The sequence below is a fragment of the Ekhidna sp. genome, assembly GCF_963691765.1.
Lineage (GTDB): Bacteria > Bacteroidota > Bacteroidia > Cytophagales > Cyclobacteriaceae > Ekhidna.
Genome location: NZ_OY829375.1, coordinates 3504244 through 3525840, shown reverse-complemented (window position 1 = coordinate 3525840; position 21597 = coordinate 3504244). Strand labels below are relative to the sequence as shown.

Annotated in this window: 18 protein-coding genes; 4 read left to right on the top strand and 14 right to left on the bottom strand. The window is 38.4% G+C overall.

Annotated elements, in window-relative coordinates:
* Window positions 1–70 precede the first annotated feature (70 nt).
* The 11 genes from ACY650_RS15880 to mce all read right to left on the bottom strand — a co-directional run bounded on the left by ACY650_RS15880 (window position 71) and on the right by mce (window position 14457).
* Window positions 71–1093, bottom strand: a complete 1023-nt coding sequence (locus tag ACY650_RS15880) for a zinc metalloprotease (protein ID WP_462248840.1) — start codon at window positions 1091–1093, stop codon at window positions 71–73.
* Window positions 1093–1356, bottom strand: a complete 264-nt coding sequence (locus tag ACY650_RS15875; RefSeq protein WP_462248838.1) for a T9SS type B sorting domain-containing protein — start codon at window positions 1354–1356, stop codon at window positions 1093–1095. Before ACY650_RS15875 ends, ACY650_RS15880 begins: the two co-directional genes overlap by 1 nt.
* 98 nt (window positions 1357–1454) lie before the next feature.
* Window positions 1455–5786 (bottom strand): PKD domain-containing protein, encoded by a 4332-nt coding sequence (locus ACY650_RS15870; protein ID WP_462248836.1) that lies wholly within the window; start codon window positions 5784–5786, stop codon window positions 1455–1457.
* Window positions 5787–5911: 125 nt separating this feature from the next.
* Window positions 5912–9169 carry a beta strand repeat-containing protein gene (locus ACY650_RS15865; RefSeq protein ID WP_462248834.1) on the bottom strand — a complete coding sequence of 1086 codons (3258 nt, stop codon included), beginning with the start codon at window positions 9167–9169 and terminating at the stop codon, window positions 5912–5914.
* A 366-nt stretch (window positions 9170–9535) separates the two neighbouring features.
* Window positions 9536–9868 (bottom strand): hypothetical protein, encoded by a 333-nt coding sequence (locus ACY650_RS15860; protein WP_462248832.1) that lies wholly within the window; start codon window positions 9866–9868, stop codon window positions 9536–9538.
* Window positions 9869–9971: 103 nt separating this feature from the next.
* Window positions 9972–11009, bottom strand: coding sequence for a PorP/SprF family type IX secretion system membrane protein (locus ACY650_RS15855; protein ID WP_462248830.1), 1038 nt, complete (start codon window positions 11007–11009; stop codon window positions 9972–9974).
* The gene (locus tag ACY650_RS15850; RefSeq protein ID WP_462248828.1) at window positions 11009–12235 is read right to left on the bottom strand and encodes a flagellar hook assembly protein FlgD; all 1227 of its coding nucleotides are present in this window, start codon (window positions 12233–12235) and stop codon (window positions 11009–11011) included. Before ACY650_RS15850 ends, ACY650_RS15855 begins: the two co-directional genes overlap by 1 nt.
* A 9-nt stretch (window positions 12236–12244) precedes the next feature.
* A complete protein-coding gene (locus ACY650_RS15845; RefSeq protein WP_462248826.1) occupies window positions 12245–12400 on the bottom strand; it encodes a hypothetical protein in 156 nt (51 codons plus the stop codon).
* Window positions 12401–12512: 112 nt separating this feature from the next.
* Window positions 12513–12851 (bottom strand): hypothetical protein, encoded by a 339-nt coding sequence (locus ACY650_RS15840; RefSeq protein ID WP_462248824.1) that lies wholly within the window; start codon window positions 12849–12851, stop codon window positions 12513–12515.
* A 173-nt stretch (window positions 12852–13024) separates the two neighbouring features.
* Entirely contained in the window at window positions 13025–14056 is a 1032-nt protein-coding gene (thiL, locus tag ACY650_RS15835; RefSeq protein WP_462248822.1) for a thiamine-phosphate kinase, read from the bottom strand.
* A complete protein-coding gene (gene mce, locus ACY650_RS15830) occupies window positions 14056–14457 on the bottom strand; it encodes a methylmalonyl-CoA epimerase (RefSeq protein ID WP_462248820.1) in 402 nt (133 codons plus the stop codon). The genes thiL and mce overlap by 1 nt, the downstream gene beginning before the upstream one ends.
* Window positions 14458–14604: 147 nt before the next feature.
* Between mce and ACY650_RS15825 the strand changes: the two genes are divergently transcribed.
* From ACY650_RS15825 to ACY650_RS15810, 4 genes are all read left to right on the top strand, one after another.
* A complete protein-coding gene (locus tag ACY650_RS15825) occupies window positions 14605–15012 on the top strand; it encodes a hypothetical protein (protein WP_462248818.1) in 408 nt (135 codons plus the stop codon).
* A complete protein-coding gene (locus ACY650_RS15820; RefSeq protein ID WP_462248816.1) occupies window positions 15012–15338 on the top strand; it encodes a HesB/IscA family protein in 327 nt (108 codons plus the stop codon). The genes ACY650_RS15825 and ACY650_RS15820 overlap by 1 nt, the downstream gene beginning before the upstream one ends.
* A 207-nt stretch (window positions 15339–15545) precedes the next feature.
* A complete protein-coding gene (locus ACY650_RS15815; RefSeq protein ID WP_462248814.1) occupies window positions 15546–15968 on the top strand; it encodes a MarR family winged helix-turn-helix transcriptional regulator in 423 nt (140 codons plus the stop codon).
* Window positions 15968–16684, top strand: coding sequence for a hypothetical protein (locus tag ACY650_RS15810; protein ID WP_462248812.1), 717 nt, complete (start codon window positions 15968–15970; stop codon window positions 16682–16684). The genes ACY650_RS15815 and ACY650_RS15810 overlap by 1 nt, the downstream gene beginning before the upstream one ends.
* Before the next feature lie 17 nt (window positions 16685–16701).
* On the opposite strand, the gene ACY650_RS15805 is transcribed toward ACY650_RS15810, so the two are convergent.
* From ACY650_RS15805 to ACY650_RS15795, 3 genes are read right to left on the bottom strand one after another with little or no spacing between them, the layout of a single operon-like run.
* Window positions 16702–18588 carry an amidophosphoribosyltransferase gene (locus tag ACY650_RS15805; protein ID WP_462248810.1) on the bottom strand — a complete coding sequence of 629 codons (1887 nt, stop codon included), beginning with the start codon at window positions 18586–18588 and terminating at the stop codon, window positions 16702–16704.
* Complete coding sequence (locus ACY650_RS15800) at window positions 18581–20014, bottom strand: NADH-quinone oxidoreductase subunit N (RefSeq protein WP_462248808.1); 1434 nt, start codon at window positions 20012–20014, stop codon at window positions 18581–18583. Before ACY650_RS15800 ends, ACY650_RS15805 begins: the two co-directional genes overlap by 8 nt.
* Window positions 20011–21594, bottom strand: a complete 1584-nt coding sequence (locus ACY650_RS15795) for a complex I subunit 4 family protein (protein ID WP_462248806.1) — start codon at window positions 21592–21594, stop codon at window positions 20011–20013. Before ACY650_RS15795 ends, ACY650_RS15800 begins: the two co-directional genes overlap by 4 nt.
* Window positions 21595–21597 lie beyond the last annotated feature (3 nt).

The following is a 21597-nucleotide window of genomic DNA, read 5'->3' as shown; positions in this document are numbered from 1 at the left end:
TCAAAATTATTTGTTTAGATCCTATTATGGATAATCTTAAGGATTTTTAACTCATATCTGAAACCAACGATCACCACCAGCTAAAATTCTCGCCATCTGTATAGTATTTATCTGCTACCCGTTTGAGCTGTCCATCAGTCAAGAAACTACTACAAGGGCAATCAGTGCTGCTATAATAAGACATGATATTACCTGGCTGAGGATCGTAGTAGAAGCCTTTTGCATCGACTGAGTCGTAAACAAAGATGCAATTCTCAAAATAGGTTACTGGTTCCGTTTCATCTCCCGATGGGAAAATATAAGGATCTGCTGGAGTATCACAGACAAAGTCACCCGCAGTTCCGCAATTACTGCCATCAACAAGTTCATCTGTAGAAGTAAAAGGCTCACCTGCTGCTGCTGCTAAGACATCACCCGTTCCAAATGTATGCTCCAATGAAAAAATATGTCCGGTTTCATGTGCGATTGTACCGGCATTGGCACTGCCACTAGCTATGTGCATGTAATTCGATCCAGCTATCCCCGCTGCACCTTCTAAATCCTTATCGAAACTGTCAATAATGAAAAGATTGATTCGATTTTGTTTCGCGTTCAACTTCGCATTTTCTTCCAACTCATCGGTTGAGCCCATTTTATCAAATCTGGGATTCTCAAGAACATAAATTGAATCCTCTGCTTCGAATTCTATACCAATCCTACTGTAAAATCCTCCAGCAGCACGTATCGCATTTTTAATACCCGCTTCAGTAACCGAACCCCGATCAAATATGGTTTGTCCCAATGAGTCTGTAGTAATGTGTACCACAAACAGAAACTTCTTATCAACATTGGGAAGACTTGAATCTCCAAGTACATTATGCAATGAGGTCATACACATCTTAGCATCTGCCAGTGCAAAGTGTTTGCCTGCTGGACACATGTAAAACTTTCCGGCTGGGATTCTCGGGTATCTAAGAACTTCTCTTTCTTGTTTCGGATTGTTTTCAAAAATGAACGTCACTATTAAAAACAAAAATGAAATAGCAAAAAGTTTAGAACTATTCTTAGTTAGTCTAGTAATTATCGTTGTGCTTTTTGATTTAATTCGACCCATTACTTTATCAGATTTAGATATCCTTCTTTTTGAACAACATTACCATCAACCCCTAAGGCTTTTATTTTATAGACATAAATATCCGTTTTCTGGAGCCTCCCATTGAATGTTCCATCCCAACCTTCATCAATATTTTTAGTCGAGAATATCTCTTCTCCCCATCTATTAAATATTTTGAATTCAACCAATTCCTGCAGATACCAACCCTTGACATAAACTACATCATTCATTCCATCACCATTCGGTGAAAAAGACTGAGGCATACTTATAAAAGAAGGCGGGATCACATAAACCGTCAGGCTGTAATCGTCATCAAAACACCCAAAATTGTCCCGTATCCTAAGATTGTAGGTGATGTCTTCTAAAGGAGAAACAATGGGATAACTACAATCAATGCAGCTAAGACCATCCAATGGAGACAGCTCAAAATTGTAGGAACTATCCAGTAAAATGATTGGAAGTCTGGCACTCTTGCCTTCTTGAATGGTTGTGTCCAATCACTGAATGCATACGGTTGAATGACAGTAATTAGGCTATCCAAACTTGAAACACAACCTGCATAATTGGTCTCTGTCAACGAAAGCGTAAAGGTGTTTTGAGGATCGAATGAAATGGACGAGCCAGTTTCTCCTGTTGGAGACCAACTGTAAGTACTTGAATCATTGACAAGTGTAAGTGAAGCCGTCAGTGTTTCTCCAAAGCATATGGTATCGTTATTAAGCTCCAATCCAGTATCTGGAAGACCTTCTATGGTGATTGAAGATGAAAGTGTATCCACGCATCCCCACAACGCATTTTCTACAATTTGCTGAACTACATAGGATCCTTGAGACGCATAGGAAAATGAAGGACTTGCATCTGTAGAAGCATCGCCACTGCCAAAATCCCAATTAAAAATATCCGCATTCACGGTATTGTCTGAAAAGGTAATTGGTTCATCCACACAGAATAAACTATCAATCACCCCATTCTCATTCAAAACATCAAAACCGGCTTCTACTTGATAGAAATTGATAGTTGTGTCTGCCGCGAGCTCACAACCATCGCTGGAATAAAGTACGAAAGTTGCTGTTACAGCATAACTGGCTGGAATGTTGTTTCCTAAGTATTGATGATCTACTGAAAGCACATTAGACGAATCCACCAGACCATCTCCAAAAAACCATACAACCGAATCTACATCTATTGGATTGTCAACATTGAAAGCAACAGTATCATCCGGACAAACAGAATCATCATCGACATTTATTCCACCCTCTGGCCCCACAATTACCAAAGTTCTTGTGTAAGAATTGGAACACCCATTATCAGTGCTTGCCTCCAAAGTCACATCGTAGGAGCCCTTGTCAAATATGGTGCTATATGGACTTACATCCCCCACTTCACCATTGTCTAAATCCCAATTAATACTTGTAATACTGCCAGTAGTAACAAGTGACGTATCAGTGAATTGAATGATCTCACCAGCGCAAATAGCAGGAAGTGCATCTACATTGGTTTCAAAACCTATATCAGGTGCAGATTCCACTTCTACAATAGTTGTGAGCGTATCAACACACCCAGTAGCTGGTTGGAAATAATACATGGAAACCGTGTAATCTGCTCCTGTAGCGTAGGTCGTTTGAGCAAAATCTGATGAATTCAATGTGGTATCGGTATCCAGATTGCCAAAATCCCAACCAAACTGAAGATCTTGGTTACGATTATCCCTACCTCTAAATTCGGCAAGATCACCAGCACATAGATTGTCGTTGTCCGGTCCTGCAATTATTCTGCTGTTTAGATAAACATATGGTAGAACAAATAGTGTGTCTTCTACGCCACCTACACAGCCATCGCTTCCTGTGACCTGAAGTGAGACAAAGAATGAATCAACGTCTACTGGTTCTTCATTAAAAACAAAATCGATGGTATCAAGCGTTGGACCTCCTTTAATCGTATCTACCAATGAGAGGTCTCCACTCCAAATGTGCCATTCCCAATCAACTAGCGTAGTGCTTGAAGACTGTGTGGTATCTGAAAAAGTAAGCTCTATGCCTTTACAAGTAATGGTAGTATCGCTTAAATCAGCACCCACTTGAATAAAGCTCGTATTTATTGGTGCAGTGTCAACCGTATCCTTGCATCCATTGTCATCTGTAGAAATAAGCTGAAAGTAGTGTGTTGCTACTGGTAGTTCATCAAAATCCGGTATCGTGACTGCAACAGTATCTGTATTGAATGTAGTAATTGGCCGCTGAAAGTCTTCAAACGTTGGAAACCTAAAGGTCAGTCCTCGACAGGAACGAGCATCCGTTGTACCACTGGCATCCAATATTATCTCATTACCACCGCATGCTACCGTATTCTTGATAACAACGTCAGCTACAGTAAGTCTAGGTGTTACTAAAACGGAATCTTTATCAGCTGTACACCCTGCATCGTCAGCCGTAAGAATCACCCAATAGTCACAAGAACCTGAAGGTGAATAATCGTGATTTACTGTAGTCGTAGCTGCCGTACTGCCATCATCTCGAAATTCCCATAGCAAGGTTGGCGAAGCACTTGGATAAGAGGTAGAAGTACTTTCAAATTCATATGCGTAATCGCAATCAGAAGCATAGGTAATTTCAGAAACAGCTCCATTTATCGTCAGATGATTGGTCTTAGTGAAACTGGAAATACAACCGTCTGCCTCAACCTCCAAGGTCACGTCATGAATCCCCAATTCTGAACCAAGTTTCCATCTTACTGTTGTATCATTCGGCTGATGAAATATGCGGTTATTGTCAGAATAAAAGTGAAACGCATTGATTCTAGGGTCAGTATCCGTCACCGAATAAATCACACTGTCGCCCAAACAAAAACTTGCATCAGGAGTGCCGGAAATATCAAATGTTTCAAAATCAAAGTCTACGCCTCCGGTCAACGGCTCACCGATCGTGACAGCTAGTGCATAAGAGGTGTCGGTACAACCAGTAGTAGTTGCTGCTTCTAAATAAACATTGTAATCCCCTGCTGTTGGAAAGTTGTAGCTCAAGCCTGTAATTGATGATCCCGATCCGCTTTGAGTATGCAGTTGATTGTTCATATCATCATACACTTGCCACCTCCAACTACTAACCATATCATAGGGCAATCCAGTACTTGGATTAATCGCAGTTGTGACATTGATGCTGTCCGTGAATGTTAATGTAGTGCCTTCGCATAAGTTTGTGAACCCTGTTCCGGGCTCCACTTTGACATTTAATGGATAATGCTCAAAGTCCACCAAGGCGGTATCATAACAAACTCCCCTGGTAGCTGTTGCCGGTTGAGTTATGATTATAAAAGTTGTATCCAGGTTTACTTCATTAATACCAAATTCAACGGTATCCGACTGATTGAAATAAGTAAATGAGGTCGTTTTAGTTGTGGCGTTGGTTCCATCAGAAAAGAGCCATTCGTACGTTGCATCTTTCGCATCGGTATTCACATCGAAGGCCACATCTTCAGGATTGTTGCAACTATACTCTTTGTCAAGAAATGGATTTATGTTTAACTCTTGAATGAAGATGGACTTTGTGATCGTTTCATTCCCGCAACTAGAATTTAATTGCAAAGTCACATCTTGGTATCCTGACTGCTGAAAATAAACCTCGACAGATTCTTGACCTGTTGTAGTAATTGGTTCAAACTCACCATTATTATTCAAAACAAACACTCCGGTAGCAGCCGTAAAATCCCATGTGGCGTTCCCTCCGGTAAGTTCAGAGAATCGGTAGCTCAAATCAAGACACAGTGTATCTGGAGCGTCAATAACAGCTGTAGGTTTATCAATCGTGTAGTACTGTGTTTGCGAAGCACTGCAGCCTTCAGCATTCGTTGCTGTTAATACTATCGGATATGTTCCTGAAGCAGTGTGATTACTTATGCGATATGATAGCGAAGATTTGAATGCATTTCTAAAGGCAGTAGAAGCCCTAGTCTTAAAGCCAAAAGTTGAAAAGAGAGGGTTTTGTCCTATGGCCTCATCTCTCACATCTGTTGTGAAAGCACTACGAGCGAATTCGCCTGCAAAAGTTAAATTCTTGAATTTGGAAACCTTCCAAGCTGTTCCTAGCACAAGGTTTTCACTTGGTTTAACTGAGCTAGAATCTGGAATTGTCTCCCATGAATCCATCTGGTCCTTTGCACTGAAGTACATAAAATCGATGTAATTACTATCATCTCCGTAGCCAATCTTGCCACCATAACCAATTCGATTGAAGCTCGGCACAAAAGGTTGGTTCGTTGGCCTATCCAAAGGAATTGCAGTTGCAAAACGTCCATAGTTAGCTGCAAATCTTAGTTTACCGGGATTTAATTCAACTCCTCCTCCTAGAAAAGTATGACCAGCTAACGTATAGGAGGAATATGTCATATTAGAGTAGCCAATATGTGCTTTTGCCCATTTATATGATGGCTTTATTGAAAGGCGATTGTAGGGCTGAGAGAAATCACTATTTTGGGAAGTGAGTGTACCAGATAATGGAACGGCAACACCAAAAATGCTGAAGTTCAAACGTCCACTAAGCGTCCAAATGTAGTTTTCTTGTCGGTCTTCGATACCACTTGCAAAATAGAACCTATTTAATGCGGATATTGAACCAGAAACCTTGATTGGATCAGCTTTACTTACTTCTTCCAAATCAACATCTTGTGCTAATGCGGGTAAGCAATTAATTGCTAGCATCAGCATCAATGAAAATTGTAGTATAAGATTTTTAATTCGCAAAACGATACCTTTTAATTCAATGCAATGATCAGGCTAGTTCTCAAGTATTGGAATGGTATACTGTTGACTTCTAGTGGACATTATTAGTAGCCAGTTCTGGCTAACTGATACCACAAATTGTCATTGGTGTTGAAATATAAAGTAATAGAGCCCCCTGTATTTAGGGTTGCGGTTGAACTACCAGGTAAATTGATATTCCCATTTTCATATAAAATAAGTAGATCAGGAGATGAATTAACAATGGTCAATTTCATCCGGCCAGAAGAACTCAGTCTTGAAGCTATTGAAGATTGGATATTAATGGTTTCTAATTTTACCGTTGGATTTGCTAGTGAAGTAATGAAAACCAAGCTATTCGCAACAGTAATTGTTGAACTGAGTGGTATAGTAAGATCATCCGAGAAAACAACTTCAACACTTTTATTTAATATGGTACTAACTATATCACGGGCTGAAACATCTCTATCAGAATCTATGACTCCAATATTATTTACGAAATAGCCTGGTGCCGTTACACCTGAAGATCCATTAGCATTTAAAAGGTCCGATCCACCAGTCATGATGAGTGCACCATTCAACGTAAGATTATCAAAAGTAGGACTATTAGTAGTTCCTAAACCTAAGCTTGAACGAGCATTAGCAGGTGTTTCTAAAATAAAACCTGATCCATTACCTACAATAAAATTGTTATTTGCAGTTCCTAATCCTGAAATGGCTTGAAGGTTTGCATTCTGAGCTTGAACATCCGTACCTATTTCCAATCCCAGGTTTGTACGGGCTGTGGCCGCATTGGATAGATCTGATAGGTTATTTACTGCTTCCAGACTCGCATTCAATTTACTCTGATTTGAAACTAACCAGGTACTCCCTCCCCTATAAACAAAGGTGGCAGCATAAGTACCTCCATTGGTGTAGCTCATTGGGAAAGTAGAAACAGATCCGCCTTCTGAAACAAACGACAAACCTCCTCCTGTGACATTAACTACACTCGCCGACTCAGTAATAATGGTAATCTCTCTACCCCATGTAATACCATTTGTACCATCCGGGTTGGCTGCCGGAAATGTTATGGTTCCAGAACTTCCCGATTCAATGTGTATTATATCTTCAAAAACTCCATTATTTGAAGCAACATTGTCGACGGTAACACTTATCGTTCCACTATAAGCCTGTAACGCCCGATAACGATGGGAGTATGTTCCGGCAACCTCCACCCAATCTGTACCATTATATCTCAAAGTAAGGGAAGCTCCTGGCTCGAGGGGTCTTTGGTCACGATTTCCTAAAACAACATTTCCTCCAATTATAAATTTATCGGTGAATGCAACTCCCAATTCATTGGAAATAAAGGTGATTTCCTGACCTACAGCTCCATTATTGATATTACTATACGACTGATCTCCTGTATTTTCCTTGTTAAGGAATACTACATCACCTACTGTAGCTGCGTCAAAGTTATTCGCACTTAAGGTCGTTGTTGTCGCCGTAATACTTAATCCAGTAAGATTACTTCCGTCCACTGCAGGGAGTTCTCCCGATGCATTTATCTGAACAATTTGATTGGCCCCTGTTCCTACATCTAAAGAAGCCGCAGTACCTAATCCACTAGAAACATTGTCAAGCTCTACGTCAAGTTCTTTGATAGCAGCTTCCACATTGATTGCGGTGGTAATTACATTATCGCCTGTATTGTCGTAGACCACTTCATCAGCCGCTTGATCGTCAGTATCTACTCCAGAAATATCTATTGTGTTACCGTCAGCTATTGAAAGGTTTGATCCCGTAAGAGATAAAGTCTGATCATCAGTGTCAGTATCAATTGAAGAAATATCAATCGTGTTTCCATCAGTTATAGACAAATTCGTTCCGGTTAAAGACAGTGATTGATCATCGGTATCTACTCCAGAAATATCTATAGTGTTACCGTCAGCTATTGATAGGTTCGATCCCGTAAGAGATAAAGTCTGATCATCAGTATCCGTATCAATTGACGAAATATCAATCGTATTCCCATCTGCTATGGACAAATTCGTTCCCGTTAATGATAGCGTCTGATCATCTGTGTCGGCAACGGAAATATCCACCGTATTGCCGTCTGCTATGGATAAATTGGTACCTGTAATTGACAATGTCTGGTCATCTGTGTCTGTATCAATAGAGGAAATATCAATAATATTCCCATCTGCTATAGACAAGTTGGTCCCGGTCAAAGAAAGCGTTTGATCGTCAGTGTCTACTCCAGAAATATCTATTGTATTGCCGTCAACTATTGATAGGTTCGATCCCGTAAGAGATAAAGTCTGATCATCAGTATCCGTATCAATTGACGAAATATCAATCGTATTCCCATCTGCTATGGACAAATTCGTTCCCGTTAATGATAGCGTCTGATCATCTGTGTCGGCAACGGAAATATCCACCGTATTGCCGTCTGCTATGGATAAATTGGTACCTGTAATTGACAATGTCTGGTCATCTGTGTCTGTATCAATAGAGGAAATATCAATAGTATTCCCATCTGCTATAGACAAGTTGGTCCCGGTCAAAGAAAGCGTTTGATCGTCAGTGTCTACTCCAGAAATATCTATTGTATTGCCGTCAACTATTGATAGGTTCGATCCCGTAAGAGATAAAGTCTGATCATCAGTGTCAGTATCAATTGAAGAAATATCAATCGTATTTCCATCTGCTATAGACAAATTCGTACCCGTCAATGAAAGCGTTTGATCGTCAGTATCTATGGAAGAAATATCTATGGTATTCCCATCCGCTATTGACAAATTAGTCCCAGTTAAAGACAACGTTTGATCATCAGTATCTAATGAGGCTAGATCCAAAGTCTCATTAGCTACACCATCATCTTCGAGGGAAATTTCAAGCGTAGTTCCTGAGAGATTCAGTACATCAATTAATTGATTGTCGGAATTAGCCTGGCTGTCTACATAGTTCTTTGTTGCTGCATCTTGTGCATTGACAGGGTCGGCTAGATTAGATATACCTAACCCATTCGCATCATTACCTCTAGAGAGTACATCGTCAAGTGTTTGCTGATCAGTATTTGATATGGCAGCCCAACTAGCACCATCCCAATAATAGAAATTACTATCATCCGTCACGTAAATGATCAGTCCATTATCATCTGATCCCAGACTCATCGCATCTCTTTGACTCACAGTAAGCTGGGGTATTAAAAGTCCTTGGTCACCATTCGGTGACACCAAATGCAGAACGGCATTTGGATTGGGGGTTTCAATATTGAATCCAGCTGAATATTCCTGACCGATCACAGATTGACAACATAAGGTCAAAATCAGGCACAAAATCTTGAAGTGGTAGTTCATTTCTTGCATCTTAAAATTGATTACATGCAAGTATCGTAAGGGGCATAAGTTGTTTAATGTACCAACTGTTGACTTCTTGTGGACATCAATCAGGAACAAATAAAAAAAGCCAGAGACTTCTCCCTGGCTCTATCCATCCGCCTGGATGAATTCAGAAAGCAGGTTACATAAAGTAACCATTACCATCATTCTGCTACCAGATGCTAAATTGATACAGTTTATTCCTTCCTGAAATAAGTCTTGTAGACATTTAGGTGACACCATTTTGAAGCAAAGCACTTAAAAACAAAAAAGGCCAGAGAACTTCTTCCCTGGCCAGAACCCTTAATAGTAAGGGATCACCCTATTGATAAAACCGCTTTTCTCTTAGGACTTATTCTTTTCCATTTTGTATTGTTCAACTTCTTCCTTGGTCATCTTTCTGATATACTTTTTATGAACAACACCATGGTGACCTCCATCAAGTTGATTTACATAATATTTTTTCGAATTTCTTTTCCCAACAATCTTCCCTACTGTTTGAGAGCCATTTTTTAAAGTCACATAGACATACTGTCCATGCTTTAACTCTTCCTTATTTCTAATCTCATAAAGATCATATTGATCTAACTCACTAGCTGATACATCATTAACTCCTAGCATAAACATGATTGCTATTAGGCTCGCAGCTAAAATAGATTTCGTTTTGATAGTTGTCATTTGCTTATCTTTTATTGAATGATTCTAATAACAAATTTCACGTAAGCAAGAGTGAGAAGTAAGCTAAAGAAGTAGACATCTAGATGACATAGCTTGCCTTCCTTTAGAAAATCGGGCTTGAAACATTCCCAGGAGTTCGAGAGAGATCCAGGTTATAAGTGAGTGAAATCTCATAAGAAGGTAAGTTATTCCCCAATGCTTCATTGATGTCAAACGATGTTGTATTTAAATCAATGCTTGCACCAATACTAATTTCATTAAGCTTAAACCCGGCTAGAAGAATAACTGAATCATTATATCTATACCAAGCACCAGCTTGTAGAAATACTGCATTGAAAGCACGGGAAGCGCTAACGAATGTTGAAAAATACATTCCTGCATTTAGTTGAGTGGCTCCATCCGAATAAAGTGCATATCCAGTTGGACTTAGTGACCATCTTGGGGAAATTTTAAAGCTAGAATATGCAAATGCCTTAAATATTCGATTCCTCGTTGCTAGCCCTAATTCATTGCTTCGGATCTCTGGCTCGTTGAGATAGTCAACGCTTAGGCCTAGAAGAAGTGAACGATCTCTGATGTAGTAATTTCCATTGTCGAAGGTTGTATAGACCACACCAAAATTAAAGGTCGGAAAAAAGACTGCCTCTGTGCTAATAGATTCACCGACAAGTGCATTGTCAAATCCAATATATCTACTAAACTGTGAGCCCCACTCGAAATTGCTATCACTTATTTGGCTTTGTACGATCCCTCCTTGCAATCCGAAAATGATATTCTGATTAGATATTCTAGTCAACCGTACCGTATAGGCACCTGTCAATAATATTTTTTGAGCAGTATAGAGTCCTTGAAACCCTCGACTCTCTCTCCAAAATGCTGCTCCTACAGCACCTGTTTGATACTCTTTGCTCGTTCTTCTTTTTAAAGGATAGCTAACACTTGCTTGCATCAACTCTAAGAAGTTCTCAGATCCTTTGGTCCCTGTCCTTTTATAATTGCTATTCAAGGAGAAGTTTGGATTGGTTCCTATATAAGCAGGGTTAAAGAGCTGACCACTAGCATAGTACTGTGAAAATTGTCCTTCCTGCCCTATTGCCAAAAGCGAGAATACGCTCAATATGATTGACAAATAGTAACGCATCAATTGGCTAGTAAAACTGAACTTACTTTTTTGTAAGCAATCCCATCTGCCACCAATTGAATGGAATAATAATACACCCCTTCTTCTGCTTGTTGTCCATCACTTAATTTCCCATCCCAGCCTATTAGTTTAAGATCCAACTCCTCGCCGCTTGCTGAATAGGAAAATACTTCTTTATTGAACGAATTGTAAACGATCATTGTAAGGTTTGTTACGATCCCACCAGAGAAGAAAGGCCTAAAAATTCGATTCTCATCCAAAAACCCACTCGGTGAAAAAGCATTTGGAACAAAGAACTCAGGATCATCAACAATCGGTATCCAAGCAATTGAAATCTTAGTAGGATTTGGTCCAATAAGAATTGATTCGCTGCTCATAATTCTTCCCGAAGTTTGTACAGAAGCCATATTTTGAGGGGTTGCTTCTGAACTACTTAAGGCATGATAGATTGTATCACCTTCTTGGAAAATAACAAGCGCTGGTTCATAAACATCTGCGTTTATCGATTGACCGTTACTGAAATTCAAAAAGTCTAAACCTGAGAAATCAGCTGTCAAAAATACTTCTGTAGTCTCATCATTAGTTTGAATTACCCACTCCATCTCATCAGAAATACCAACCATTTCTTCGGTTGGTAGTAATGAAGAATTATCAGGTGGAACCTGACAAGTAATCGAGGTAAGAATATCAGAGTTGGTACCACTAAGAGAAATATAGTTGGCAAACCCGTTTGCCCCCATCGGAAAGGTAACTGATCTATTTTTTTTTGTTACTCCAGTAATTGTACCTTCAATAAACCCTCCGCTCGGAGCAAAATCTCCTAAAACAATCAATCTACTAGTATTACTGGTCTGGACTATACCACTAGCAACATCAAAAGTACTTTCAACTTTTACTTCATCTGCTTGAATTATGATGGTAGAGGAAGAGTTTACTTCAAGCTCGTTAACAGAAAGATTACCTCCAAAAATCTCTTGCAAATTATCCCCTACCAATTTCAAATTCCCAACCTCCTCATTATCCACAAACTCAAGACTTCCGTAACTAATTATCTTGCCATTATTCTCAATCGCTCCGTTAAATTTTGTATTTCCTCCAACGAAAAAGGTACTCTTACCTCCAAGAGTTAATTTAGAATCTCCACCAAAGCTTATACTTTGGGAAAAAAGATCATTTGATATAATTATAAAAAAAGCTAACGTCAATATTTTGCTGGCAGCAGTCATTGAGCTCGTCTAGTTCTTGTTCAAAACAATAGATGTCAAACGTGTATCTCTTCCGTTTTTTTCAAATGTAAAGCTCTGCGAACAGGCCACTAATGCTGGGGAAGCACCGAAATCATTCGTAAGAATAAATGATGTCTTTCTAAGAAGTGTGATTGTATTTTTCATAAGCTTTTGATTGCAATAATCGGCTTATGAAGTATATAATATATGAGCCTCCTGTTGACTTCTTGTTGACAGAAGGCCCAGCTAGCGCCTTTTAGGTAGTTAAGAGTAAGAACTAATTTTCTTTCGAAGCTCTATAGTTTGCTACTTCATCTTTTGTCATTTTTTGAATGTACTTCTTATGAACCATGCCATGATGATTCCCATCCAATTGATTCACATAGTATTTTTTAGAATTTTTCTTTCCGACAATTTTTCCAACCGTTTTGGACCCATCTTTAAGTATTACATAGACGTATTGTCCATACTTAAGATCATAATTGCCCTTTTCCATTTCAACATCATTGCCTAAACTCAATGATATGTTGGATGCATACAATGAACTAACGTTTACTGATAAAACGATACTACCAACAACAAGTACCCTAACTAATTTTGATTTGTAAATAAACATAACTAATAGATTTAACCGCACATAATTCTATTAGCAAATGTGCCCTCGCTTAGAGCGTGTTCAGAAAAAGATCATGTGTACAAAATGGGTACAAAAACCTATTTCAGACACTAAAATCAAACAATTTGAAAATATATCGATCTCTTTATCTGATTCATCGAAGGCCACCTATTTTAAAAATGTCTCCACCCCTGCGCTTGTAGTTCTACAACATTCTGACTTCTTGTTACAAATGTTCGGCCTTTAGAACTTGCTTGCATGTAACCAATTGTATGAATATCGGCATGATTCTTTATTTTCTCAAAATCATCCTGTCCGATGGTAAACAACAATTCATAATCTTCTCCTCCATTCAGTGCACATGAATTTGGATCTATACTAAATTCAGCAGCTGTTTCATATGATTGCTTTTCGATTGGAAGTTTATCTTCATAAATCGCAACACCCAATCCAGACTGCTTGCACAAATGAAAAGCTTCTGAAGCAAGTCCATCTGATACATCAATCATTGATGTCGGTTGTATTCCCAAATCTCTAAATTCATGAACAATATCCATTCGAGCACGAGGCTTGAGTTGCCTTCCCACCACATAATCATATGAATCAAGTTTAGGCTGCATATCCGGATTTGCCATAAATTCAGCCTTTTCTCTCTCTAACACTTGAAGTCCAACAAAGGCTCCTCCCAGGTCACCTGTCACACATAAAATATCACTTTCCATCGCTCCGTTTCTATAAGCGACTTTATCTCTTTCAACTTCACCTAAGGCAGTAACAGAAATAACTAAACCAGAAGAGGAAGAAGTTGTATCACCACCTACCAAGTCTACATTATATTCTTCGCAAGCAGATTTAATTCCCTCATAAAGTGCCTCAACTGCCTCAACAGAAAACCTATTGCTTAAACCAAGATTAACTGTGATCTGCGTCGGAATTCCATTCATTGCAGCTATATCAGATACATTGACTGCAACTGCCTTGTATCCCAAGTGTGGTAGTGGCATATAGGAAAGATCAAAATGCACACCTTCTAAGAGCATATCAGATGTTGTTAGCAAATACTTATCTCCTAAATCAAATACTGCTGTATCATCACCGATTCCTTTTACTGTTCTTTCATTAGCTGGTGCAAATTTTTCCGCTAATCTATCTATGAGACCAAATTCGCCGATCTCTCCTATTTCAGTTCTTTTCTCTTTACTCATTACTTAATCTCTTGACATAATTCAACTAGCACTCCATTGGCTGATTTCGGGTGAACAAAGCATACAAGTTTATTATCCGCTCCTTTCTTTGGTTCTTCATTCAATATTTGAAACCCTTCTTTCCTTAACCTATCCATTTCAGAATAAATATCATCGACCTCAAAGGCGATATGATGAATTCCCTCTCCTTTTTTTTCAATGAATTTAGCAATGGCACTATCCGAACCTCCTTCTAACAACTCAATTTTAGTTTCTCCAAGCTGAAAAAATGAGGTCGTCACGGATTCCGATTCTACAACCTCTTCTTTATAATTTCCCTTATTAAAGAGTGTTTCAAACAATTCATTCGCAGAGGAAAGATCCTTTACAGCGATACCAATATGCTCAACGTTTTTCCACATAAGATTATCTTTCTTGGATCAATTTGATCCTATTTATTCAGCAGCTTCAACAACTAGATTGAAGCATCAAGATCATTTATTAGTAAGTTTGCAAAAATGCAGGAACTTTCAGTCGATCTGAAAAGTTTACCGATATATTGAGAGTAAATGGAGCTACGATCTGACATTCATGTTGAATCTGCCAAGATTCAAAACGAAATCAAGAACTTTCTCGGATTGAGGAGTGATGAGGTAATATTTGAATTTGCCAACAATGATGGCAAAGTCAAATTGGATTTAATTACGATAAATCCACGCCACAATCAATCATTTTTATTTAAGACTATTACAGGTTTTGATAAAACGGATGTTCTCCACAAAATGCTGGAGTATGTAAGAACTCATAAAGAGAAAGAAAGCTCATTTACTATTCAATGGATGATGAAAGGAATGAATGAACTACAGACCTCATATTTCCGAGCAAAAAACATGTATGATGCCATGGACAAACTATACTACGGCAGAGACATGAATAACCTTACTGTTTTTAGCATTGTATTAAATCCTGTAGCCTAATGATAAATGTAACGGACAAAGCGAGAGAAGAAATAGTAACACTTCTTGATAAAGAAGGGAAATCATTAGAACATAACATTCGAGTTTCAGTAAAAGGAGGCGGATGTTCAGGTTTGATGTATGATCTTTCTTTCGATCCAGAAATTCAAGATGCTGATCAAGTTTTTGAAGATAAAGGAGTCAAAATCTTAGTAGACAAAAAGAGCTTATTATATCTCTTAGGCACTACGTTAGATTTCTCTGATGGATTGAATGGTAAAGGATTCCAATTCGTAAATCCAAATGCATCCAGAACGTGTGGATGCGGTGAAAGCTTCTCCGTTTAGCTTTTAGCGGGATGTGACTATTTTAGTCACATGAAAAAATGGTTTGTCAGAACTGATTCTCTCGAGCTAGAGATTATCTATGATTCAGTTTATGGAGAACGATGGAGTGCAAAAGGAACTGCTCAAGAACCAAAAAGTCTCAACTAATTTTTGATACTAGGTAACCTTCATATTTAAGTTTCGTTATTAGTTGTATATACAACTTTTATGAAATTTAATAATCTTAACAGCATTGATCCTACTACTTGTTTGAATGGTAAAATGAATCGAATCAAGAGATTAACGGGTAATATTTTCAGAAAACACTTAAAAGGTTTTGATATCACCAGTAGTCAATTGACAATGCTATTTGTGCTCTTCAAACGAGGGAGAGTCACTCAAAAAGAACTTACTGATATCTTGTTTATGGAAAAGTCTTCAGTCAATAGGAATCTTAAGAGACTGTTTGACAAATCTTATGCAACTAAGAAAGATTTCCCTGTGATTGAGATAACGACAGAAGGTAAGATTCTCTTAGAAAATGTTGTACCATCATGGCAAGCGGCAATGAAAGAGATTAGAGAGGCGCTTCAAACAGATGGTGAAGAAGCTGTTAATACTATTTTATCAAAATTAAAAACCACCTACTAATGATGCTACAACTTGGATACCTGTCATTGACTGCAGCAGTTTGCTTGGTATTAATCTACTTTGGATTTATCGTCATCAATAAATCTTATTCTGAATCCGAGAGAAAAAAGAAAAAATCCTATTTAATCATAGGAATTTTACTTTGGCAACTCTACCTGGGTCTTATTGGCTCATCTGACTTTATCCTATCCTATGCATTTCCTCCTAGATTCGCTTTAACGATGATTGTTCCGGCTTTCATTTTTACTGGAATCTTAGTTTATCGTAATAGAAATGCAGATTGGTTACTTCATTTACCCACAAAACAGGTTTTTCTATTTCAATCATTTAGAATACTGGTTGAAAGTCTATTCGTGGCCTCCTTTGCAGCAGGCATACTTCACAAAGAAGCCACAATTGAAGGGTACAATTTTGATATGATATACGCACTAACAGTGCCAATAATTGGATTGGTAGCAACGAGTGGCCCTAAACTCAATCTTAAACTTTTCAGAAGTTGGAACTACCTAGGTTTGATAGTGCTAGCCACAGTCATATTTGTATTTATGACTTCCATATATAAACCCGACTTGTATGGATCTAGCGAACCCATTCTTCCACTAGAAGCTATTACATATCCGTATGGACTAGTTGCCGGTTGTTTAATGCCAATAGCAGTTTTTATGCATGTGCTATCAATTGCACACCTAAACAGACTTATTACTATGGAAAAGTAAACAGCTAGTGGTCTATATTAATAGGCCCTTACTTCTACTCCTTTCATAAAGTTTACGAATGCCCTATTTACAACTTTGTTCCCTCCTGGCGTCGGGTAATCACCAGTAAAGTACCAATCACCTAAGTGATTAGGACAGGCTTTGTGAAGATCTTCAACCGTTTGATAAACCACTTCAACTTCTGCCTTAATTCCTTGAGGTTTTACTATCTCAGTAATTTTTTCAGAAACTTCCTCATAAGTAAATTGATCGTACAATTCTTTTACATGATTGACTGGGTTGGGGTCAGTTTGGCTAGCAAGACATTTATCAAACACTTCGTCTAACAATTCTTCCTTGTTATGATCTTTCAATAACTCCAAAACTGCTCTAAATGCAAGAAAATCTCTCATCTTGCTCATATCAATACCATAGCAATCTGGGAACCGAATTTGTGGTGCCGAAGAAACAATTACAATTTTCTTAGGCTCAAGTCTATCCAACAAAGTCAAGATGCTCTTTTCAAGTGTAGTACCTCGAACAATACTGTCATCTATTACTACAAGTGTATCCGTGTGTTTATTGATAACTTCGTAGGTAGTATCATATACGTGAGATACTAATTCATCCCTGCTGCTATCATCAGTAATAAAGGTTCTCAACTTGGCGTCTTTCAAAACCAATTTCTCAACTCGAGGTTGGAAATTGAGCATCTCCTCTACAGAATCTGGAGAAGGTTTACCATCTAGAATGACTTCTTTTCGTTTTGCGATTAAATACTTTTCAACTCCTCGCATCAAACCTAAAAATGAAGTCTCGGCGGTATTAGGGATGTATGAAAAGACAGTGTTTTTTAAATCAGAATTAATTGATTTCAGAACTTGTGGAACGAGTAGTTCGCCAAGAGTTCTGCGCTCATTATATATATCTGGATCGGTGCCTCTTGAGAAATAAATACGCTCGAAGCTACACGACTTACGTTCAATAGGCTCTATAAATTGTTTTTGCTCGTAGCTTCCATCTTTATCAATGATGAGCGCATGCCCAGGACTAATTTCTTCTATATCAGCGTATTCACATCCAAATGCCGTTTTAATTGCTTGCTTTTCTGAGGTTACTACTACCACTTCATCATCTGCATAATAATACGCAGGCCTAATTCCGGCTGGATCTCGTGCAACAAATGAAGCTCCGTAACCAATCAATCCTGCCATTGCATATCCACCATCAAAATCTCTACATGATCGATGTAATACCGTTTGAAGGTCTATCTCTTCTTCAATCTTATATGTGATCTCTTCATTGGAAAGTTCATCCTTATACTTATCGAAGATTCGCTGATTTTCCTCATCCAAAAAATGGCCGATCTTTTCCATCACCGTTACGGTATCCACTTTGTCCTTTGGAAACTGTCCCAGACTAACAAGAATATTGAATAACTCTTCAACATTGGTCATATTGAAGTTTCCTGCCATCACTAAATTCCTACTTCTCCAGTTATTTTGACGCAAAAATGGGTGGCAATTTTCGATACTATTCTTACCGTGAGTTCCATATCTCAAGTGCCCTAACCAGGTTTCACCAGTAAATGCATAATTCTCTTTGAGCCACTCCGCGTTCTTGAATCCTTCTTCAGAGTCCTTCTGGGCCTTTTGATATTTCTTACTAATCTTCCCAAAGATTTCCTCAATCGGATTCGAATTGATTGTCCGGTACCTAGATACATATCTTAGTCCTGGAGGAAGGTCTATCTTAATACTTGCTACCCCCACTCCATCTTGGCCACGATTACTTTGCTTTTTCATCAGCAAGTACATCTTCTTCGCTGCATATGCAGGCGTACCGTATTTGTCAATATAATATTGGAGGGGCTTTCTAAGGCGCAGGTGGGCTATGCCACATTCGTGTTTTATTGGGTCACTCATGGACGTTATTAAGCAATTGTTGCATTACTATTACCAACTTCGGTGCAAAAAACAACAATAACAGTCCAATTGAGAAAAGAGTTGCAATAATTTTCGTCAATAAACTGAAATTGATCGACTGATTTGTTTGTCCTTTGACAAGGAAAATATGTTTAGGAATTTGCAGGTAGTAAAACAATGATCCGATTGTAGCCAATACGGCAACAATCAGATACCATAATACATAAATCAATTCACTGGAAAGATAATATTCCCACAATGTTGTAAAAAGAAAAAACTTAGCAGTAAACCCAACCAATGGAGGCAATCCCACTAAAGAAACCAAAACCAAAGTACAGTTTACTCCCATCCATGAAGAACTTACGGATTCTCCGTAGTCTGACAATTCATGAATGCCTTTTCGTTCATATTGATCAAGCAGATAAAATACCGCGACATTCATGATGGCATAAGCGACTGAATATATCCAAAATGCTTCGCTTGATGTCGGAGAACTTATCAGTGCAAATGGTAATAAAAATCCTGAATGGGCAACGGCGCCAAAGCTTACCATTCTACGCGCATTGATTTGACGAAATGCACCTAATGTACCTATCGCAATAGTCAATATTCCCAAAATGAGAACAACTCTAAAAATCCATAATTCAGAATCAAAAACACTTAATGTAAGCATACGCTGAAGCAACAAAAGTCCAGCAAGCTTAGGTGCTATAGACATGAAAGCTGTGGCATCTGACGGTGCACTTTGATAAGTAGCTGGCACCCACAAATGAACTGGCGCGATTGAAATTTTAAAGAATACACCAATCATAAGCATAGCAACTCCAGCACTACACATTGTATCTAATGAACCAATGTTTGCTAAATCAGAAATGGCAAAAGCTCCGGTTGATCCATAGATAAAACCCAAACCAAAAAGCATTACTGCAGAGCTTACTGCGCCAATTAACAGGTATTTTAAGCTGGCTTCAAATGCTACTTTTTTGAAAGTAAAATTTGTAATGATATAGGATGCAAACGAAACCAACTCGATTGATAAGTAAATGATCAAAATGCTATTCGCCTTCATCATGAATAGACTTCCACATAGCATGGCTAATATGAAAAAATAATATTCAGCAGCATGCTTTTTATCCCTGGGGAATATAATTAGTAAGAGTGCTGTAATGATAAAAAGAGATCCAAAGTGATTGGTGGCTTTACTTAGATGAAGCGAATCTAATAGCACTAAACCTTCATTACTGTTGTTCACATTTAACCACAATGACACCAGAACTATCGCTCCAAACAAAACTTTTATCAACATCTCATTCGGTCGAATCAATCCAACCAATAAGATTAAAATAGATCCTATAATGAGTGTGCTTTCTGTCCAAGCACCTTGAAGATCATTTAATATACTCGTAAGTTGCTCGCTCAATCTCATGGTTGGAACTTACCGATCTGCTGTATAAAAAAGTCTACCGTTTCATTGCTGAAATCTAAAATCAGTCTAGGAAATATCCCCAATGCAATTACCAACAAGGCCAAAGGGATCAACATCAGCTTTTCTCTTGATGTTAAGTCGATCATGTTGGAATCCCATGATGAATCTCGCACAAAATAATTTCCATAAAACATCCTCTGAATTGTCCATAGGAAATAAGCCGCTGACACTGCGATTCCCAAAGTAGCGGAAATACCAATCCAGTATGAAAGTTGCGAACTCCCAAATGCTCCCATTAATACCATTAACTCACCAACAAAGCCTGAAAGGCCTGGTAACCCAAGACCAGCAAAGAAGAAAACAGCCATAAAGAAGGTATACTGAGGCATCTTACTGGCAAGACCACTAAAATTTTCCATCTTCCTATTCCCTGTCCGATCATATATCACTCCTGCTATCAAAAACAAAGCTGGAGATATGAGTCCATGAGAAATCATATGGAAATAAGCCCCAGAAAATCCTATGGTCGTTAGAGATGCTAACCCAACTAAAACAAAACCCATGTGCGATACTGAAGAGTATGCAACCATACGTTTTAGGTCTCTTTGTGCAAGCGCATTCATTCCGCCATAAAGAATTGAAATAACTCCAACAACAGCTACAATTGATGCATATTGAACAGCTATATCTGGAAATATTCCATATGCGATTCTAAACAAGCCATATGCACCAACCTTCAGTAAAAGTCCGGCAAGGACAACAGAAATAGGCGTTGGAGCTTCAACGTGGGCATCAGGAAGCCATGTGTGTACAGGTACTGCTGGTAGCTTAATCCCAAACCCTATTATTAAAAATATGAAGGCTACTGCTCTAGCAGAATAACCGAATATTAATTGTTTTGAACTAGGGTCCAAAACAGATCCATCGGCATAACTTCCGTCCAGCATTTGAACCAGGCTAAATGTATTTGCATCACCATCAACTACACTCAAGTAGAGCGCAATCATTACCACCAAAATAAAAAGCGAACCCAACAGGGTATAAAGAAAAAACTTGATCGAAGCATATGCGCGACGTTTTCCACCCCATATCCCAATTAAGAAAAACATTGGGAGTAGCATAAACTCAAAGCATAGGTAAAAAAGGAAAAAGTCTAGCGATATAAAGCAACCAATAATGCTTGAACTCAATAACAAATAAAGAATGTAATAGCCTTTGGCCTTCTCCTTAATATTCCAAGAGGAAACAACTCCAATCAAAAGCACAAATGAAGAAAGTACAACTAATGGCATACTAATACCATCGACTCCAATAAAGTACTCTATGCTTAATGATCCTATAGACCCAAAAGACATATTAATCCAATTCGATTTTTCAACAAACTGAAAAGCCCCTGACCAGCTTTCTGGGGATATTGATCCATCAAAATTGATCATCATTAGGACAGACAAAACAAACTGGACTCCAATTGTAGCAAGAGACAATCTTCTAAAAAGCATCCATTTCTCTCCCGACACAAAAAGCATCAAAAAAGCAATTAGCAGTGGCAACAGGAATATATAGGTTAGGATATTTTGCATGCG

What these genes read in the sequence shown, in the direction of transcription:
- ACY650_RS15825 (WP_462248818.1), top strand. Translation starts at nt 14,605, where the DNA reads ATGGAGCTACGATCTGACATTCATGTTGAATCTGCCAAGATTCAAAAC.
- ACY650_RS15845 (WP_462248826.1), bottom strand. Translation starts at nt 12,400, where the DNA reads ATGAAAAATACAATCACACTTCTTAGAAAGACATCATTTATTCTTACG.
- ACY650_RS15800 (WP_462248808.1), bottom strand. Translation starts at nt 20,014, where the DNA reads ATGAGATTGAGCGAGCAACTTACGAGTATATTAAATGATCTTCAAGGT.
- ACY650_RS15810 (WP_462248812.1), top strand. Translation starts at nt 15,968, where the DNA reads ATGATGCTACAACTTGGATACCTGTCATTGACTGCAGCAGTTTGCTTG.
- ACY650_RS15850 (WP_462248828.1), bottom strand. Translation starts at nt 12,235, where the DNA reads ATGACTGCTGCCAGCAAAATATTGACGTTAGCTTTTTTTATAATTATA.
- ACY650_RS15815 (WP_462248814.1), top strand. Translation starts at nt 15,546, where the DNA reads ATGAAATTTAATAATCTTAACAGCATTGATCCTACTACTTGTTTGAAT.
- ACY650_RS15820 (WP_462248816.1), top strand. Translation starts at nt 15,012, where the DNA reads ATGATAAATGTAACGGACAAAGCGAGAGAAGAAATAGTAACACTTCTT.
- ACY650_RS15795 (WP_462248806.1), bottom strand. Translation starts at nt 21,594, where the DNA reads ATGCAAAATATCCTAACCTATATATTCCTGTTGCCACTGCTAATTGCT.
- ACY650_RS15875 (WP_462248838.1), bottom strand. Translation starts at nt 1,356, where the DNA reads ATGCCTCAGTCTTTTTCACCGAATGGTGATGGAATGAATGATGTAGTT.
- ACY650_RS15870 (WP_462248836.1), bottom strand. Translation starts at nt 5,786, where the DNA reads ATGCTAGCAATTAATTGCTTACCCGCATTAGCACAAGATGTTGATTTG.
- ACY650_RS15865 (WP_462248834.1), bottom strand. Translation starts at nt 9,169, where the DNA reads ATGAACTACCACTTCAAGATTTTGTGCCTGATTTTGACCTTATGTTGT.
- thiL (WP_462248822.1), bottom strand. Translation starts at nt 14,056, where the DNA reads ATGAGTAAAGAGAAAAGAACTGAAATAGGAGAGATCGGCGAATTTGGT.
- mce (WP_462248820.1), bottom strand. Translation starts at nt 14,457, where the DNA reads ATGTGGAAAAACGTTGAGCATATTGGTATCGCTGTAAAGGATCTTTCC.
- ACY650_RS15805 (WP_462248810.1), bottom strand. Translation starts at nt 18,588, where the DNA reads ATGAGTGACCCAATAAAACACGAATGTGGCATAGCCCACCTGCGCCTT.
- ACY650_RS15855 (WP_462248830.1), bottom strand. Translation starts at nt 11,009, where the DNA reads ATGCGTTACTATTTGTCAATCATATTGAGCGTATTCTCGCTTTTGGCA.
- ACY650_RS15840 (WP_462248824.1), bottom strand. Translation starts at nt 12,851, where the DNA reads ATGTTTATTTACAAATCAAAATTAGTTAGGGTACTTGTTGTTGGTAGT.
- ACY650_RS15860 (WP_462248832.1), bottom strand. Translation starts at nt 9,868, where the DNA reads ATGACAACTATCAAAACGAAATCTATTTTAGCTGCGAGCCTAATAGCA.
- ACY650_RS15880 (WP_462248840.1), bottom strand. Translation starts at nt 1,093, where the DNA reads ATGGGTCGAATTAAATCAAAAAGCACAACGATAATTACTAGACTAACT.